The organism is Micromonospora sp. NPDC048907 (genome assembly GCF_055586885.1).
On record NZ_JBVJHI010000001.1, the window covers coordinates 311,259 to 327,472 of the forward strand.

General features: G+C 73.8%; 13 protein-coding genes and 1 pseudogene. 8 read left to right on the forward strand and 6 right to left on the reverse strand.

Annotated features, from left to right (window positions below):
* Position 1: 1 nt before the first annotated feature.
* From ACZ6PY_RS01600 to ACZ6PY_RS01615, 4 genes are all read right to left on the reverse strand, one after another.
* Positions 2-622, reverse strand: a complete 621-nt coding sequence (locus ACZ6PY_RS01600) for a putative glycolipid-binding domain-containing protein (RefSeq protein WP_466069370.1) — start codon at positions 620-622, stop codon at positions 2-4.
* Positions 623-738: 116 nt separating this feature from the next.
* Positions 739-2,739 carry a DEAD/DEAH box helicase gene (locus ACZ6PY_RS01605; protein ID WP_466068255.1) on the reverse strand — a complete coding sequence of 667 codons (2,001 nt, stop codon included), beginning with the start codon at positions 2,737-2,739 and terminating at the stop codon, positions 739-741.
* A 187-nt stretch (positions 2,740-2,926) separates the two neighbouring features.
* The gene (locus tag ACZ6PY_RS01610; protein WP_466068257.1) at positions 2,927-4,222 is read right to left on the reverse strand and encodes a hypothetical protein; all 1,296 of its coding nucleotides are present in this window, start codon (positions 4,220-4,222) and stop codon (positions 2,927-2,929) included.
* 110 nt (positions 4,223-4,332) lie between these two features.
* Positions 4,333-5,925: a C40 family peptidase gene (locus ACZ6PY_RS01615; RefSeq protein WP_466068258.1), complete on the reverse strand. Its 1,593-nt coding sequence runs from the start codon at positions 5,923-5,925 to the stop codon at positions 4,333-4,335.
* Between the two features lie 241 nt (positions 5,926-6,166).
* Here ACZ6PY_RS01615 and mqnE point away from each other — a divergent pair, with 241 nt between their 5' ends.
* The 4 genes from mqnE to ACZ6PY_RS01635 all read left to right on the forward strand — a co-directional run bounded on the left by mqnE (position 6,167) and on the right by ACZ6PY_RS01635 (position 8,677).
* Positions 6,167-7,336, forward strand: coding sequence for an aminofutalosine synthase MqnE (gene mqnE, locus ACZ6PY_RS01620; protein ID WP_466068260.1), 1,170 nt, complete (start codon positions 6,167-6,169; stop codon positions 7,334-7,336).
* A 10-nt stretch (positions 7,337-7,346) separates the two neighbouring features.
* Positions 7,347-7,775: a hypothetical protein gene (locus tag ACZ6PY_RS01625; RefSeq protein ID WP_313723535.1), complete on the forward strand. Its 429-nt coding sequence runs from the start codon at positions 7,347-7,349 to the stop codon at positions 7,773-7,775.
* Positions 7,776-7,860: 85 nt separating this feature from the next.
* Positions 7,861-8,139: a DUF4229 domain-containing protein gene (locus ACZ6PY_RS01630; protein ID WP_466068262.1), complete on the forward strand. Its 279-nt coding sequence runs from the start codon at positions 7,861-7,863 to the stop codon at positions 8,137-8,139.
* Positions 8,140-8,191: 52 nt separating this feature from the next.
* Positions 8,192-8,677, forward strand: coding sequence for a hypothetical protein (locus ACZ6PY_RS01635; RefSeq protein ID WP_466068263.1), 486 nt, complete (start codon positions 8,192-8,194; stop codon positions 8,675-8,677).
* A 57-nt stretch (positions 8,678-8,734) separates the two neighbouring features.
* Here ACZ6PY_RS01635 and ACZ6PY_RS01640 read toward each other — a convergent pair whose 3' ends face one another.
* Entirely contained in the window at positions 8,735-10,075 is a 1,341-nt protein-coding gene (locus tag ACZ6PY_RS01640; RefSeq protein WP_466068265.1) for a C39 family peptidase, read from the reverse strand.
* 29 nt (positions 10,076-10,104) lie between these two features.
* Positions 10,105-11,424, reverse strand: coding sequence for a C39 family peptidase (locus ACZ6PY_RS01645; protein ID WP_466068267.1), 1,320 nt, complete (start codon positions 11,422-11,424; stop codon positions 10,105-10,107).
* A gap of 206 nt (positions 11,425-11,630) precedes the next feature.
* Between ACZ6PY_RS01645 and ACZ6PY_RS01650 the strand changes: the two are divergent.
* The 4 genes and pseudogenes from ACZ6PY_RS01650 to ACZ6PY_RS01665 all read left to right on the forward strand — a co-directional run.
* A pseudogene (locus ACZ6PY_RS01650) lies at positions 11,631-12,935 on the forward strand (M14 family metallopeptidase); the annotation flags it as partial.
* 314 nt (positions 12,936-13,249) lie between these two features.
* On the forward strand, positions 13,250-14,188 hold the full coding sequence (locus ACZ6PY_RS01655; RefSeq protein ID WP_466068268.1) for an ABC transporter substrate-binding protein: 939 nt from the start codon (positions 13,250-13,252) through the stop codon (positions 14,186-14,188).
* 101 nt (positions 14,189-14,289) lie between these two features.
* Positions 14,290-15,378 carry a FecCD family ABC transporter permease gene (locus tag ACZ6PY_RS01660; protein WP_466068269.1) on the forward strand — a complete coding sequence of 363 codons (1,089 nt, stop codon included), beginning with the start codon at positions 14,290-14,292 and terminating at the stop codon, positions 15,376-15,378.
* 56 nt (positions 15,379-15,434) lie between these two features.
* Complete coding sequence (locus tag ACZ6PY_RS01665) at positions 15,435-16,214, forward strand: ABC transporter ATP-binding protein (RefSeq protein ID WP_466068270.1); 780 nt, start codon at positions 15,435-15,437, stop codon at positions 16,212-16,214.

The following is a 16,214-nucleotide window of genomic DNA, read 5'->3' on the forward strand; positions in this document are numbered from 1 at the left end:
GTCAGCGCGGGTCGATCCGCTCCGCCAGCCCCGGGTAGCGCACCACGTAACCCTCCTGGTCCACGTCCAGGTCGGCGGTGAAGGAGTCGCTGGCGTAGCGGACCCGGCCCGGGCCGAGCGAGCTGTAGACCTGCTCGGCGGGAAGGACCGCCAGGCCGGGCAGCAGCACCCACGCGACGGTCACCGTGCGCGGCTGGTCGGCCGGGGCCCGACCCAGGTCGAGCCGGCGGACCGGCAGGGTGTTGGTCAGCGGCGAGCCGCCCAGATCGACGTCGAGCGCCTCGTCCAGCCGGCCCGGGTCGTCGGTGCCCGGCAACCCGGCCGGCGGATGCCCGGCCGCGCGCAACGCCGCGTCCAGGTCACCCTCCTCGCCGGTGCGCACCCGCCACCCGTCCCGGCTCCGTTCCAGGCGTACGCTCCGCGACCAACCGGCGCCCTCCGCGGTGACCTCCAGCCGGCTCGTCGACCAGTCCGCGCCCACGGTGAGCTGGTAGCGGCAGGTGTACGGGATGGGATCGACGGCCAGCGCCACGCCCTGCGCGGTCAGCCCCTGCCGGTCGTCGAGCAGCACGTGCTCCGAGCCGGCGGTGTCGGTCCGGGTCCAGAACAGCGACTTCGGCATGGTCGACATGAACCGGACGTTACGCGACCGGGCGGACACCGGCAGCGGATGCGCGAACGCCGCCGCCGAGCGGTGGCTCGACGGCGGCGGTCGCGTGAGTGGGGCGGTGGCCCCGGTCAGTGGGTGCGGGCCGGCGTACGGCCGCCGAAGCCGCGCCGGTCGTCGCGCGGCCGGTCGTCCCGGCCCCGGGCCTCCGGCCGGAAGCCGCCCCGGCGCTCGGCCGGGCGGAACTCGCCCCGCTCGCCGAAGCGCCGCTCGCCCTGCGGGCGGTCCTCGTAGCGGCGGCCGTGGTCGCCGTGCCCGCGCGCGCCGGTGGGCCGGTCGCCGTGGCTCCGCGCGCCGTCCCGGTCGCCGTAACCACTGCCCGTGGGCCGGTCGCCGTAACCGCCGCCGGTCGGCCGGTCGCCGTAGCGGCGTGCGCCGTCCCGGTCGCCGTAGCCGCCGCCGCTGGGCCGGTCGCCGTAGGCGCGCCCGCCGGTGGGTCGGTCGTCGTGCCGCCGGTCGCCGCGCGCGTCCCGGTCGTAGCCGCGACCGGCGCCGGTCGGCCGGTGCTGGTCGCGCCCGGCCCGCTCGGCGAAGTGGCGGTCGCCCGAGGGCCGGCCGGAGCCGCGCTCGTCGCGGTCGCCGAAGCGCCGGTCGCCGCGCGCGTCCCGGTCGAATCCGCCCCGGTCGGCCTGGCGCCGCTCGCCGAAGCCCCGGTCGTCGCGGTCGAATCGCCGCTCGCCGGAGGGCCGGTCGTAGCCGCGGCCGCCGGCCGGGCGGTCGTCGTGGCGGCGCTCGCCCCGGTCGAAACCGCGGCCGGTCGGCCGGTCGCCGAAGCGCCGGTCGCCGCGCCCGTCCCGGTCGCCGAAGCGGCGCGGGCCGCCCCGGCGGGGTTCCGGCTCCTCGCGGACCGGCACGCCGCTGGGCTCGCGGGCGCCCGTCAACTCGGCCAGCGCCGCATCACCGGCGCGGACCCGGGCTTCGGCCGGCTCGACGCCCGCCTTCTCCAGCATGGCGAGCGTGGTCCGGCGCTGCTTGGGCAGCACCAGCGTCGCCACCGCGCCGGACTCACCGGCCCGCGCGGTGCGACCCGCCCGGTGCAGGTAGTCCTTCGGGTCCTTGGGCGGGTCCACGTGCAGCACCAGCGTCACGCCGTCGACGTGGATGCCCCGGGCCGCCACGTCGGTGGCGACCAGCACGTTCATCCGCCCCTCGCGGAACTCGGCCAGCGTGCGGGTGCGCATCCGCTGGGTCTTGCCGCCGTGCAGGCCGCCGGCCCGCACGCCGACGGCGGCGAGCTGCTCGACCAGCCGGTCGACGCCGAGCTGGGTACGCGCGAAGAGCATGGTGCGACCCTCGCGGGCCGCGATGGACGCCGCCACGGCGAACTTGTCGTGCGGCGGGATCAGCAGCAGGTGGTGGTCCATGGTGGACACGGCCGCGGTCGCCGGCGCGGTCGAGTGGGTGACCGGATCGGTCATGAACCGCTTGACCAGGCTGTCGACGTCGTTGTCCAGGGTGGCCGAGAAGAGCAGCCGCTGGGCGTCCGCCGGGGTCTTCGCCAGCAGTTGGGTGACCTCGGGCAGGAAGCCCATGTCGGCCATCTGGTCGGCCTCGTCCAGCACGGTGATCTCGACGTCGTCGAGTTTGCAGACGCCCCGCTCGATCAGGTCGCCGAGCCGCCCGGGGGTGGCCACGACGATCTCCACGCCGCGGCGCAGCGCGTCGATCTGCCGGTCGTACGGGACGCCGCCGACGGCGGTCTTGAGGAAGATGCCGACCGCCTTGCCGAGCGGCACCAGCGCGTCGTTGACCTGCATGGCCAGCTCGCGGGTCGGCACCAGGACCAGGGCGCGCGGGTGCAGCGGCCGGGCCCGGTTCCGCTCCGCGAGGCGGGCGATCACCGGCAGGCCGAAGGCGAGGGTCTTGCCCGAGCCGGTCTGGCCGCGGCCGAGCACGTCACGCCCGGCGAGGGCGTCCGGCACGGTGGCCCGCTGGATCTCGAACGGGGTGGTGATGCCCTGCCGGGCGAGCGCCTCGACAAGCGGGCGGGGCAGGCCGAGGGCGGCGAAGTCAGGGGTGTCGACGGTGGGGTCGGCGGACGGGGACGTGCCGGTGGCAGCGAACGTGGTCAAGAAATGCCTTTCGAGCGGGGCGCATCTTCGCGATGGCCCGCCGCGGCTTCATGACGCCGCCGATTCGCCCGCAAGATCGCCCATGGGCGCGCAACAGGCGCGCCAGGTCAGTGATCTCCACAAGTGTACGGCGGTGTGGCGAACCCGCCACCGCACCGCGAGGACGTAGTGGGCGGGCTCACCCCGATCACCTGGTCAGCGCGGCGCCGGTGATCCCGCTGAGCGCGTCGTTGGCCAGGAAGACCACCACGAGGCTGATCGCGACCAGCAGCGCCAGCGCGCCGGCCATGACGATCACGACCTTGGTGTTGCTCGACCGGGTCGCCGGGGCGTCCTCGGTCCAGCCCTGGGCCAGGATGTGCCCGGTCAGCGAGCCGGAGTTCTCCAGCGGGTTGCCCTGCGGGAAGGACACCGTGGCGAAGCCGGGCCCCTCGGTGCCGCCGCCGTACACGCTGCCGGCGGGACCGCCCGACGGGGCGGCCGGCCCCGGGGTGTGGCCGGCGGACCCGTACCCGGTGGCTCTGGTCGACGGCGGCCAGGTCGGCAGGGCCGGGGCGGGCACCACCGGTGGCGCGCTGGGCGGCGGTGGCGCGGCGGACGGCCCGGCGGCCCACGGCGCGGCGGGCGCCTCCGACTGCCCGGCGCCCGCGAGCGGCGTCGACCCCGGTGCGCCGGCCATGGCGGGCGGCGGCGGGAACGGCGGCGCGGGCATCGGGCCGGGTGGCGACGGAGGCGACGGCACCGGCGGTCCCGGCGGCGGCACCGGTGGCCCCGGCACCGGGGGCACCGGTCCCGGCGGGGTCGGGCCCGGCGGCGGTGCGGGCACCGGCGGCGCCGGCCGGAACGGGGGCTCCGGCGCCGGCCCGGGCGGCGCCGGGGAGGGCGGGTTCGGACCCGGTACGGGCGTCGGCGCCGGCTCGGGCTCCGGCACGGGCGGTGTCGGTGGCTGGGCCGGCTCCGGTGGCTGGGCCGGCTCCGGCGGTTCGGGGTTGACCGGGCCGGCCCGGTAGACCTTGGCGCTGCCGGACGTCCCAGCGACCGCGGCGGCGACCTCGTCGGCCGAGGCCCGGGTCAGCCCGGGGACCGACGCGCTGGCCCGGGCCTGCGCCTGAGCGGGGACGGCAGCATTCGCGGCCTGCGGCTGGGCGGGCACGGACGCCTGCGCGCCGGGGCGTTCGGCGGCGGCGAAGGCGGACCAGCTCGACGGCGGCGGCACGGAGGCACCGGGCTGGCGCCGGTCGAGCGCCGGGACCGACTCCGCCGGGCCGCCCGCCCGGTACGTGGTGGCGCCGGCCGGCGCGCTCGGCCGCTCCTCGGCCTGCGGTGGCACCGCGGCGCCGGCGACGCTCACCCGGGCCCGGGCGACGGCGACCGGGGCGTCCTGGTTCGGCCGGTCCTCCACGGGGTCGGCCGGCCGGTCGTCGGTGGCCTGGGGCGCGGATCCGGGGTGGACCGTCTCCGCCGGAACGTCCTGCTCGCCCATCTCGCCCCTCCGCGCCCACGCTCGCCCCCGACCGTGGCGCCGGCCGGGCGTGCCTGGATCTCACCGTGCCACATTCCGGCCCGGGAGCACAGCCGGAGCGGACGGTTGGGTCAGTCGGTGGCGCTCGCGCTCGCCGAGGTGCTCCCGGCCGCGCTGCCGGTCGGGTCCGCGGCGCCGTCGGTCGGACCCGCGCTCCCGGTGCTGGTCGGCGACGGGCTGGACGTGTCGGACGGGCTCGGCGAGGGCGACGGCGAGGTGCTCGGCGAGGTCGACGGGGTGGGCGTCGGGCTCGACGTGCTCGGCGTCGGCTTTGGCGTGGCCGTCTTCGTCGGCTTGGGCGTCGTCGGCTTCGGCGTGGGCGTCCTGGTCGGCGTGGGCGTCGCGCTGGGTTTCGGTGGGGTCGTCGGCGGCGTCGGGACCGGCGCCGGGGTGGCCGGGGCGGGGACCGCGCCGATCACCCGGGTGGCCGCGTAGAGCCGGGACCACCGGACGACGGAGATCTTGACGACGTCGCCGGTCCGCGGCGCCTCGACCATCTTGCCGTTGCCGATGTACATGGTGACGTGATGGATGCTCGTCCAGCTGCTGCCCGAGGCGAAGAAGAGCAGGTCACCGGGGAGGAGCGCGTTGGGGTCGACCGTGCGGGACCGGGTGGCGTAGTACTGGTCCCGGGAGACGCGGGGCAGCCCGTGGTAACCGGCCGCCTGGTAGGAGGCGAGCACCAGCCCGGAGCAGTCGAACCGGTCCGGCCCCTCGGCCGCCCAGAGGTAGGGGTCGCCGAGCTGGGCGAGGGCGTAGCGCACCGCGGCCAGCGCCCGCGGGTCGGCGACCCGCCCGCTGACGCTCTGGTTGACGACGTACGAGCTGCCGATCTGCTGCTCGGCGGCGTCCTCGCGGCGCTCGATCTCCCGCAGCTTGGCGGCGTTGTCCCGGCGGAGCTTGAGCAGCGTGGCTTCCTGCCTGTGCAGGTCGGTCTCGACCCGGGCGTACTCCGCGGACTTCTCGGCGGCACGCCGCTCGGCCGAGGCGTGCGCCTGGCGGGCGACCTGTTCGGCGGTGGTGGCCCGGGTCAGCTCGCCGGTGACCGCGGTGGTGGCGCCCTCGGCCTTGTCGCCCCGGGTGATCCGCTGGAGGTTGGCGAGGTCGCGCAGGCTGGCCCCGAACTCGCCGGGCGGCAGCGCGGCGTCGGCCTTGACCGCGTCGGCGGCGGCGGTCTTCGCGTTCTCCTGGGCCCGGACGAGCGCTTCCTGGGCCTCCTTCAACCGGGCGGCGGCCAGCGCCAGGTCGGCCTGCGCGGTGTCCCGCTCGCCCTTGATGGTGAGCAGGGTGTCGCCGAGCTGGGCGACCTGCGCGTCGACCTGGTTGATCTGGGCGATCAACGGGCCGTCGGCGGGGCTGGTGACGCCGGCGGGGAAGCCCGGAGTGGTGCCGGGGCGGCCGGGCGCCGTGCCGGGCACGCCGGTCACCGTGCCGGGCAGGCCCGGGACGGCGCCGGGCACGGTGGGAAGTTGGAGGGTGCCGGCGGCCCGGGGACGGGAGCCGGTGTCGGGGACGGTGTCGGGCAGCGGGTCGGCCCAGGCCGGGGTGGCCAGCGCCGCGGCGGCGACCGCCCCGAGCAGGGCGGACCAGAGCGCCGGGCGCAGCACCGGCGAGATCACCGGAATCCGGTTTCGTCGGTATCGGCCCTGGGTGCTCTCGACCATTCCGCTCCCCGTCTTCTGGTGCCTTCCGCGCGAGGTGGGCGCGCTGGGCCAGGACGGTACCGGTGTGTGTGTTCCGCCCCATCCTGTCTTACCTCACCAACGCAGCTATGTCGATGTGCGGAGGGTGACGGCCAGCCGGGAGTCCGGTGAAGTCGGTCGCTGCGGTTGACCGGGTCGCCGGGTCGTCGGTCGCGCGACGTACGCTCGACCGGGACCGCAGGTGGAAGGGACGTGGCTTTCGATGGACGCCGGACTCAAGCGCGAGCTCGAAGCGAAGGTCTACGCGGGGGAGCGGCTCACCCGCGCGGACGGCATCGCCCTCTACGAGAGCGACGACCTCGCCTGGCTGGGGCGACTGGCCCACCACAAGCGCACCGAGATGAACGGTGACCGGGTGATGTTCAACGTCAACCGGCACCTCAACCTCACGAACGTCTGCTCCGCCTCGTGCGCGTACTGCTCGTTCCAGCGCAAGCCGGGCGAGAAGGACGCCTACACGATGCGCATCGACGAGGCGGTCCGCAAGGCCAAGGAGATGGAGGACGAGCAGCTCACCGAGCTGCACATCGTCAACGGCCTGCACCCGACCCTGCCCTGGCGCTACTACCCGAAGGTGCTGCGCGAGCTGAAGGCGGCGCTGCCGAACGTCAAGCTCAAGTGCTTCACCGCGACCGAGGTGCAGTGGTTCGAGAAGATCAGCGGCCTGAGCGCCGACGAGATCCTCGACGAGCTGATGGACGCCGGTCTGGAGTCGCTGACCGGCGGCGGCGCGGAGATCTTCGACTGGGAGGTCCGGCAGCACATCGTCGACCACGCCTGCCACTGGGAGGACTGGTCGCGGATCCACGCCCTGGCGCACCGCAAGGGCATGCAGACCCCGGCGACGATGCTGTACGGCCACATCGAGGAGCCCCGGCACCGGGTCGACCACGTGCTGCGGCTGCGCGAGCTGCAGGACGAGACCGGCGGCTTCGCGGTCTTCATCCCGCTGCGCTACCAGCACGACTTCGTGGACTCGGCGGACGGCAAGATCCGTAACAGGATCCAGGCACGCACCACGATGGCCTCCCCGGCCGAGTCGCTGAAGACGTTCGCCGTCTCCCGGCTGCTCTTCGACAACGTGCCGCACCTGAAGAACTTCTGGGTGATGCACGGCCTCTCGGTGGCGCAGCTCTCGCTGAACTTCGGTGTCGACGACCTGGACGGCTCCGTCGTGGAATACAAGATCACGCACGACGCCGACTCGTACGGCACGCCGAACACGATGCACCGCGAGGACCTGCTGAACCTGATCTGGGACGCGGGCTTCCGCCCGGTCGAGCGGAACACCCGCTACGAGGTCGTCCGTGAGTACGACCCGGCCCCGTCGCTGGCCGAGCGCCGCGCCGAGCCGCAGCAGGTCTGGGCCTGACCGCACGCCGATGAGCACCGAGGAGCAGCAGCGCACCTTCCCCCGGCGGGACGCCGAGGGGCGCATCCTCACCCTGGGTGACCTGCTCGGGGTGAGCCTCGCCGGGCTGGTCATCGGGGTGCTGGCGCTGGTGCTCTTCGAGTGGGCCTTCGCCACCATGGGCGCGGGCCGGTTCGGGCGGACCAACGGCTGGCTGGCGGTGATCCTGCCGCTGTGGCTGTTCTGGGACGACTTCCGGGCCTGGGAGTTCGGCGCGTCCCGGGTGCTCGCGGCGCTGGCCGGGATCGCGCTCGGCGTCTTCGCCGGGCTGCTGGCGGCCGGCCTCGCCGCCGGGCTGCCGGCGCTGTTCTCCGGCGCGCTGGCTGCGGCGGTGTTCACCGTGGTCTACGCGGTGGTCTGGTTTCATGGCGTGCACTGGCTGGCCCGGCGGACGGGTTGAGGCGTGAGAGAGAAGGAAGTACGGGCGTGAGCGCGAGGAGTGAGCCGGGTCTGCGAGCCCCGCAGTCGCGAACCGGGGCGTCGCGGTGAGCGCGGCGGTCAAGTACACGCTGGGCCGGATCGGGCTGTTCGTCGGCGTGCTGGCGGCCCTCTGGTTCGTCGAGATGAACATGTTCCTGCGGCTGATGCTGGCCCTGGTGTTCTCCGCCGCGCTGTCGTTCTTCCTGCTCCGCGGCTGGCGGGACGAGATGGCCGGCGAGATGTCCGAGGCGGCGGAGCGGCGCCGCGCCGAGAAGGAGCGGCTGCGCTCCGCACTGGCCGGCGACGACCAGGGCGAGCGCACCGACGAGCGCCGCGAGAGCTGACCTCGCGAGACGGGGCAGCGGGGGACGGCGCCGGCCGCTAGGGTCGGCGGCCGTGAGTTTCCTGAACACGATCAACGGGTGGCGGACGAAGGTCTTCGTCTGGATCGGCCTGCCGGTCATCGCCGCCATCGGACTGATGTTGAGCGTCACCGACCTCGCCCCGGCCTGGGAGGCGAAGAACGGTGGCGGAACGCCGGGCACCTTCACCGCGGTGAACGAGGAATGCGGCCGGCGCAACTGCGAGTGGCACGGGACCTTCGTCGCCACCGAGGGCGGCGCCCGGCGTGCCGATGTGATCCTCTACGACGCGCCGGACGAGCTGACCGCGGGCGCGACCGCCCCGGCGCTCGACTCCGGTGCCCGGAAGGGCGTCTTCTCCACCGCGGGCGGCTCGACCTACCTGCTGGTCACCGGGCTCACCCTGGCCGGCGTGGCCGCCCTGGTGGCCTGGGTCTGGATCATCGTGCGGGCGATCCGGAACCGCCGCCGGGCGAAGGAGCCCACCGCCCCGCCGGCCTCGTTCGCCCCGTCCGTCTGACCAGACCCGGGCCCGGCGCGCTCTCCAGAACGGGGAGCGCACCGGGCCCGGGGTGTTTCACCAGTTGGTCGAGCCCGGCACCACCGGCCAGGCCTGGTTGGTGGGCTTGATCAGGTACGCGACGCCGCCGGAGCCGGAGGCCACGGTGCCGTTCGCCCGGTAGCGCTTGGTACGCAGCCAGATCTGCTCGAACTGCTCCCGCTTGTAGACGTTGCGCACCACCTCGTCGGACGACGAGGCGGGGTCGTTGACGATCACGTCACCGTCGGCCGTGAAGCCGACGATCACGAACAGGTGCCCGGAGGTGCCGTAGTTCGCCCCGTCCAGTTCCTCGGCGAGGAAGGACTGCGATGTGATCACCGGGATGCCGGCCTTGATGAAGCGTTCCACCTCGTCCAGCGAGTGCATCCGGGTGACCCGGGCGTCGAGGCCGGGGAAGCTGGCCGCGTACGCGGTGTTGAACGGCCAGTTGCCGGCGCCCTCGTACTCGTAGTCGTAGGTCATCCGGGCGGCGTGGTCGACGGTCGGGTCGGCGTAGCTCGGGTCGACCCAGGCGATGTCCGCGGCCGAGGGCTTGCGGCCCCAGTACTCGACCACCATCTCGGTGGAGGTGGGGGAGCACCAGGCTTCCCCGCCGCCGTCGTACTCGGGGTACTCCCCGACGTGGATGTTCTGCGAGTAGCGCGGCACCGCCAGCTCCCGGCCCCAGGCGATCCCGCCCTTGCTCGGGGCGACGGTGAACCGGTCCGGCACGTTGGAGCTCATGGCGCCGAGCATCCAGACCCGCGGCGAGGCGGCCTGGCCCGGCGCGCGGTAGAGGGTCAGCCGGAGCTGGTAGGACCGCAGCAGCACGCCGGCCTTGGCGTCGTCGATGGAGAAGGTGTCGGTCCAGATGGTCGACCAGGGGTCGCCCTGGCCGTCCAGGGTGGACCGCTTGATGTCCTGGTCGCCGGAGGCCCAGCGGCCCATGACGTACCAGGGGGTCTGCTGCCCGGTGTTGTACGTGCCGTGCAGCTCGACCTGGATCCAGGTGCCGGCCGGTGTCGCGGCGTTCCACGAGGCGACCAGTTCGCTGGCGTCGAAGCCGACCTGCCGCTCCGGCGAGGTCCAGGTTGCGTACTCCCAGGTCCGGGTGGTGCCGGTGTGCTCGTCGGTGAACTCGGTGGTGCCGGCCGGGCGGCCGATGGTGATCCCGGTCCGGTGTCCCGGGATGGCGTGCGTGCCCTGGTGGGTGCCGCCGCGCCAGTCGGGGTACTTGGACCACTCCTGGAAGGTGATCTGCTCGTCGTGCGCGACGGCCGGCAGGTTGTTGTCGGCGTGGGCGGGCGCCGTCACACCGACGAGGGCGAGCGCCGCGGCGCCGACGAGGGCGACCGCGCGCAGGGCTGGTCTGACCATGTGCACTCCGTTGGGTGGGAAGGGATGGATCACCAGTTGGTGGAACCGGCCACGGAGGGCCAGGCCACCTCGGTCGGTTTGATCAGGTAGACGACGCCGCCGGAACCGCTGCCGGTGCCGCCGCCCGCGGTGGTGCGCCGGGTACGCAGCCAGATCTGCTCGAACTGGTCACGCCGGTAGACGTGCCGGACCGCGGCGTCGCTGGGCGAGGCCGGGTCGTTGGCGATGACGTCGCCGGTGGCGGTGAAGCCGACCACCACCATGAGGTGCCCCGCCGTGCCGTAGCCCGCCCCGTCCAGCTCGCTGGCGAGGAAGGACTGGCTGGTCACCACGGGGATGCCGGCGGCGATGAAGTGCTCCAGCTCGTCCAGCGAGTGCAGCCGGGTCACCTTGGCCTCCAGGCCGGGGAAGCCGGCCGCGTACGCGGTGTTGAACGGCCAGTTGCCGGTGCCGCCGTACTGCCAGTCGTAGGCCATCCGGGCGGCGTGGTCGACGGTCGGATCGGCGTAGCCGGGGTCCACCCAGGACGTGTCGGCCGGGGAGGGCTTGCGGCCCCAGTACTCGACCACCATCTCGGTGGAGGTGGGCGAGCACCACGCCTCGCCGCCGCCGCCGTACTCCGGGTACTGGCCGGCGTGGATGTTCTGGGAGTAGCGCGGCACGGCCAGCTCGGTGCCCCAGGCGATGTGCCCGGCGCTCGGCGTGACGGTGGACCGGTCGGGCACGTTCGAGCTCATGGCGCCGACGGACCGCAGCACCGGCGTGGCGGTCGACGCCGGGTCCCGGTAGAGGGTCACCCGCAGCTGGTACGCCCGCAGCAGCACCCCGGCAGCCGGATTGGTGACGCTGAACGTGTCGGTGAGGACGCTGGAGGTCTTGTCGCCCTGCCGGTCGACGCTGGTCCGCCGGATGTCACCGTCGCCGGAGGCCCAGCGGCCCATGACGTACCAGGGGGTGCGGGTGCCGCTCGTGTAGGTGCCCTGGAGTTCGACCTGGAGCCAGGTGCCGGCCGGCGTGTCGGCGTTCCACGAGGTCACCAGTTCGGTGGCGGAGAAGCCGACCTGGGTGAGCGGCGAGGTCCACGTCCCGTACGCCCAGGTGCGGCGGGTGCTGCTGTGCGGGTCCTTGTAGAGGATGGTGCCGACCGGGCTGGTCAGGGTCAGGCCGGCGGCGGTGCCGGTCGTGCCGGCCGCGGTCCCGGTCGACCAGGTCGGGCCGGCCCAGCCCTGCCAGGTGATCTGTTCGTCGTGTGCGGCGGTCGTGGTCGCGCCGGCCGGCGCGGTGGTGCCGAGGAGGGCGAGTGTGGTGGCGCCGGCCACGGCGGCCGTGCGCAGGGATGTCCGGTCCATGGCAGCTCCTCCAGGTGAACCGCATCGTTGCCGTTCACTGTCGCGCCTGGAGGGAAGTTTCGCCAGAGGTTGAGGGATGGAAAATCATTGCCGGCATGAGGATGCGGTCGGGATGGAAGCACATAGTGATGAATGTTGATATGACCATGTGACTCCTGGTGAAGTGTGCGGACAACGGGATCGCCCGTACCCCGAGGAGGTTGTCCATGGCCCTCCGCACGTCCCCGCTCCGCCGCCGGCTGGCCCTCGCCGCCGCCGTCGGCCTGACCCTCGTGGCCGCGGTCAGCGGCCCGGCCGCCGCCCGGCCCGCACCGGACGGCGAACCGGCCGCCGTCGCCTACCGGGTGCTCGGCCCGCGCACGCTCGCCGACCGGAGCGCCGTCGCCCGCACCGGCGCGGCGATCGACCACTCCGAACACGGGGTGCTGCACGTCACGGCCACCACCGCCGAGGCCGCCGCCATCACCCGGCTCGGCTTCCGGCTGGAGAAGGATGTCGCCCCGGCCCCGGCCGCCGGCGCCGTCGCGTACGCCTTCCCACCCGCCGACTCCAACTACCACGACTACGCCGAGTTGACCGCGGTGGTGAACACGGTGGTCGCCGACCACCCGGCCATCGCCCGCAAGCTCAGCATCGGGCGGTCCTACCAGGGCCGGGACCTCATGGCCGTGAAGATCTCCGACAACGTCGGCACCGACGAGAGCGAACCGGAGATCCTCTTCAACGCCCAGCAGCACGCCCGCGAGCACCTGACCGTCGAGATGGCGATCTACCTGCTCAACCTCTTCACCGACAACTACGGCAGCGACTCCCGGATCACCAACCTCGTCAACTCCCGCGAGATCTGGATCGTCCCCACGGTCAACCCGGACGGCAGCGAGTACGACATCGCCACCGGCTCGTACCGCTCCTGGCGGAAGAACCGGCAGCCGAACAGCGGCTCGACGGCCGTCGGCACGGACCTGAACCGGAACTGGTCCTACCAGTGGGGCTGCTGCGGCGGCTCGTCCGGCTCGACCTCGTCGGAGACCTACCGCGGCCCGTCCGCCTTCTCCGCCCCGGAGACCGCGGCGCTGCGGAACTTCGTCAACAGCCGGGTCGTCGGCGGGGTGCAGCAGATCGAAGCCAACATCGACTTCCACACCTACTCGCAGCTGGTGCTCTGGCCGTACGGCTACACGTACAGCAACACCGCCACCGGGATGAACGCCGACCAGTACAACACCTTCGCCACCATCGGGCGGCAGATGGCGTCCAGCAACGGCTACACCCCGGAACAGTCCAGCGACCTCTACATCGCCGACGGCACCAGCATCGACTGGATGTGGGGCACCCACAAGATCTGGGCGTACACCTTCGAGATGTATCCCGGGTCCGCCTCCGGGGGCGGCTTCTACCCGCCCGACGAGGTGATCCCCGCCCAGACGTCGCGCAACCGGGAGGCCGTGCTGCTGCTCTCCGAGTACGCCGACTGCCCGTACCGGGCGATCGGGAAGCAGAGCCAGTACTGCTGACCACGAGGCGTGGTGGGGCCCCGGTTGCCGGGGTCCCACCGCGCCTCCCGTCCGGACGATCTCCGCTGGTCATGCGCTACGGTGGCACCGACCACCCCGCAGCGAAGTCGGTGCGAAACCGGCGCTGTCCCGCAACTGTGATGCCCCGCACACGGCGTCGGCCCCGGCCGGCGCCGACACCTGTGGGGGGACGAGCCAGGTCGCCTGCGGCACGGTCGCGACACGCGCTCTCGAGGAAGGGCGCCTCGCGGACGGGCCCGCTCAGGTCCCTGTCGGCGAAGCACCACACTCCTCGACCGACAGGAGGACCGATGTCCAGACGTACCCCCCGGCTCTTCGCCGCCGCCCTCGCGGTCGGCGCGCTGCTCCTCGGCGGCTGCGCCGAGAAGACCTCGAACGACACCCCCGCGGCCGGCGGCGGCTCGGCGGCGGCCGCCTTCCCGGTCACCGTCGGCAAGCTGACCCTGGAGAAGCGTCCCGAGAAGATCGTCTCGCTGTCGCCCTCGGCGACCGAGATGCTGTTCGCCGTCGGCGCCGGCAAGCAGGTCACCGCCGTCGACGACCAGTCGAACTACCCGCCGGAGGCGCCGAAGAGCGACCTCTCCGGCTACCAGCCGAACGCCGAGGCGATCGCCGGCCGGAGCCCCGACCTGGTGGTGCTCGCCAACGACACCAACAAGATCGTCGACCAGCTCACCGCGCTGAAGATCCCGGTGCTGCTCACCCCGGCCGCGACCACCCTGGACGACAGCTACCAGCAGATCACCGACCTGGGGAAGCTCACCGGCCACCCGGCCGAGGCGGACGCCGTCACGAAGAAGATGAAGGACGACGTCGCCGCCATCACCAAGGACCTGCCGCAGCGGGCCAAGAAGCTCACCTACTACCACGAGCTGGGCCCGGAGCTGTACAGCGCGACCAGCAAGACCTTCATCGGTTCGATCTACGCCCTCGCCGGCCTGCAGAACATCGCCGACCCGGCGGACGCCGACGGGAAGAACGGCGGCTACCCGCAGCTCTCCCAGGAGGTCATCGTCAAGGCGAACCCCGACTTCGTCTTCCTGGCCGACACCAAGTGCTGCAAGCAGACCCCGGAGACCGTCAAGACCCGCAGCGGCTGGGCCGGCGTCACCGCGGTGAAGAACAACCAGGTCGTGGCGCTGGACGACGACATCGCCTCCCGGTGGGGCCCGCGCGTGGTCGACCTGCTCAAGGTGATCGTCGACGCCACCGCCAAGGTCCCGGCCTGACGGTGACCGTGCGACCGGCGGACAACGCTCCCCGGCCGGCCGGGACGCCCGACGCGTCCCGGCCCGCCGGGGCGCCTGGCACGGACGACCCGGGTACGCCCGTGACCCGTGACGGGAAGCGGGCGGCAGCGCCGGGTGCGACCGTCCGGCCGGCCGGGCTGCGCACCCGCTGGCTGCTCGTCGGCATCGGCGCGGTGCTGGTGGCGCTGGTGGCCGGCGTCTCGCTCGGCCCGGTCAGCCTGCCGCCGGGCAGCGTCGCCGCCGAACTGCTCAACCTGCTGCCCGGTGTGCACCTGGACAGCGGGCTCAGCGAGCGGGAGATCGCCATCATCACCGAGCTGCGGCTGCCGCGGGTCGTGCTCGGCCTGCTCGTCGGCGCCCTGCTCGCCCTGGCCGGCGGCTGCTACCAGGGCGTCTTCCGCAACCCCCTCGCGGACCCGTACCTGCTGGGCGTGGCGGCCGGCGCCGGGCTCGCGGTCACCGCGGTCATCACGCTGGGCGCCGGAGCGGGCGGGGCGATCACCGGGATGCCGGTCACCATCCCGCTCGCCGCGTTCGTCGGTTCGCTCGGCGCGGTCGCCATGACGTACGGGCTCGGCGCGGCCGGCGGCCGGTCCCGGTCACCGGCCACACTGATCCTGGCCGGGGTGGCGGTCTCGGCGTTCCTCTCCGCCGGGCAGACGTACCTGCTGCAACGGCACTCCGACAGCATCCAGCAGGTCTACTCCTGGCTGCTCGGCCGGCTGGCCACCGCCGGCTGGCACGACGTCCGGCTGGTCCTGCCCTACTTCGTGCTCACCGCCGTCGTGGTGCTGCTGCACCGCCGCGAGCTGGACGTGCTCTCCGTCGGCGACGACGAGGCCGCCAGCCTCGGTCTGCACCCGCAGCGCTCCCGCTACCTGCTGATCGCCGCCGCCTCGCTGGGCACCGCCGCCGCGGTGTCCGCCTCCGGCCTGATCGGCTTCGTCGGCATCATCGTGCCGCACACCGTACGGCTGCTCGCCGGGTCGAGCTACCGGGTGATCCTGCCCCTGTCGATGCTGTTCGGCGGGGCGTTCCTGGCGCTGACCGACGTGGTCGCCCGCACCGCGGCCGCCCCCGCCGAGGTCCCGATCGGCGTGGTCACCGCGCTGCTCGGCGGCCCGTTCTTCGTGCTCGTCCTGCGCACCGCCCGCCGGGTGCTGACGTGAGCGCGAGGAGTGAGCCGGGGTTGCGAGCCCCGCAGTCGCGAGCCAAGGGTGCTGACATGAGCGCGCCCGCCGTGGAGCTGCGCGACCTGCGGGTCGACCTGGGGGGTACGCCGATCCTGGCCGGCGTCGACCTCACGGTCGCGGTGGGCGAGTGGGTCACCGTGATCGGCCCGAACGGCGCCGGGAAGTCGACCCTGCTGCGCGCCGTCGGCGGCCTGCTGCCCGCGCCGGGCGCGGTCTCCCTCTTCGGTACGCCGATCAACTCCCTCCGCCGCCGCGACCGGGCCCGGGTGGTGGCCACCGTGGCGCAGTCCCCGGTGGTGCCGGCCGGCATGTCGGTGCTCGACTACGTGCTGCTGGGGCGCACCCCGTACATCCCGGCGCTGGGCCGGGAGTCCGCCGCCGACCTGGCGGCCGTGCACGACGTGCTGGACCGGCTCGACCTGGGCGCGTTCGGACGCCGCGAGCTGGCCACCCTCTCCGGCGGCGAGCGGCAGCGGGTCTTCCTGGCCCGGGCGCTGGCCCAGGGTGCCACCCTGCTGCTGCTCGACGAGCCGACCAGCGCCCTGGACATCGGCCACCAGCAGGAGGTGCTGGAACTGGTGGACCAGCTCCGCCGCGAGCACGACCTGACCGTGCTCGCCACCATGCACGACCTCTCCATCGCCGGCGAGTACGCCGACCGCCTGGTCCTGCTCGCCGACGGCCGGGTCGCCGCCGCGGGGCCGCCGCAGGAGGTCCTCACCGAGGCCCTGCTTGCCCGCCACTACCGCGCCAACATCCGGGTCATCCCCGGCGAGCACGGCCCCCTGGTGGTCCCGGTCCGCCCTCGCTGA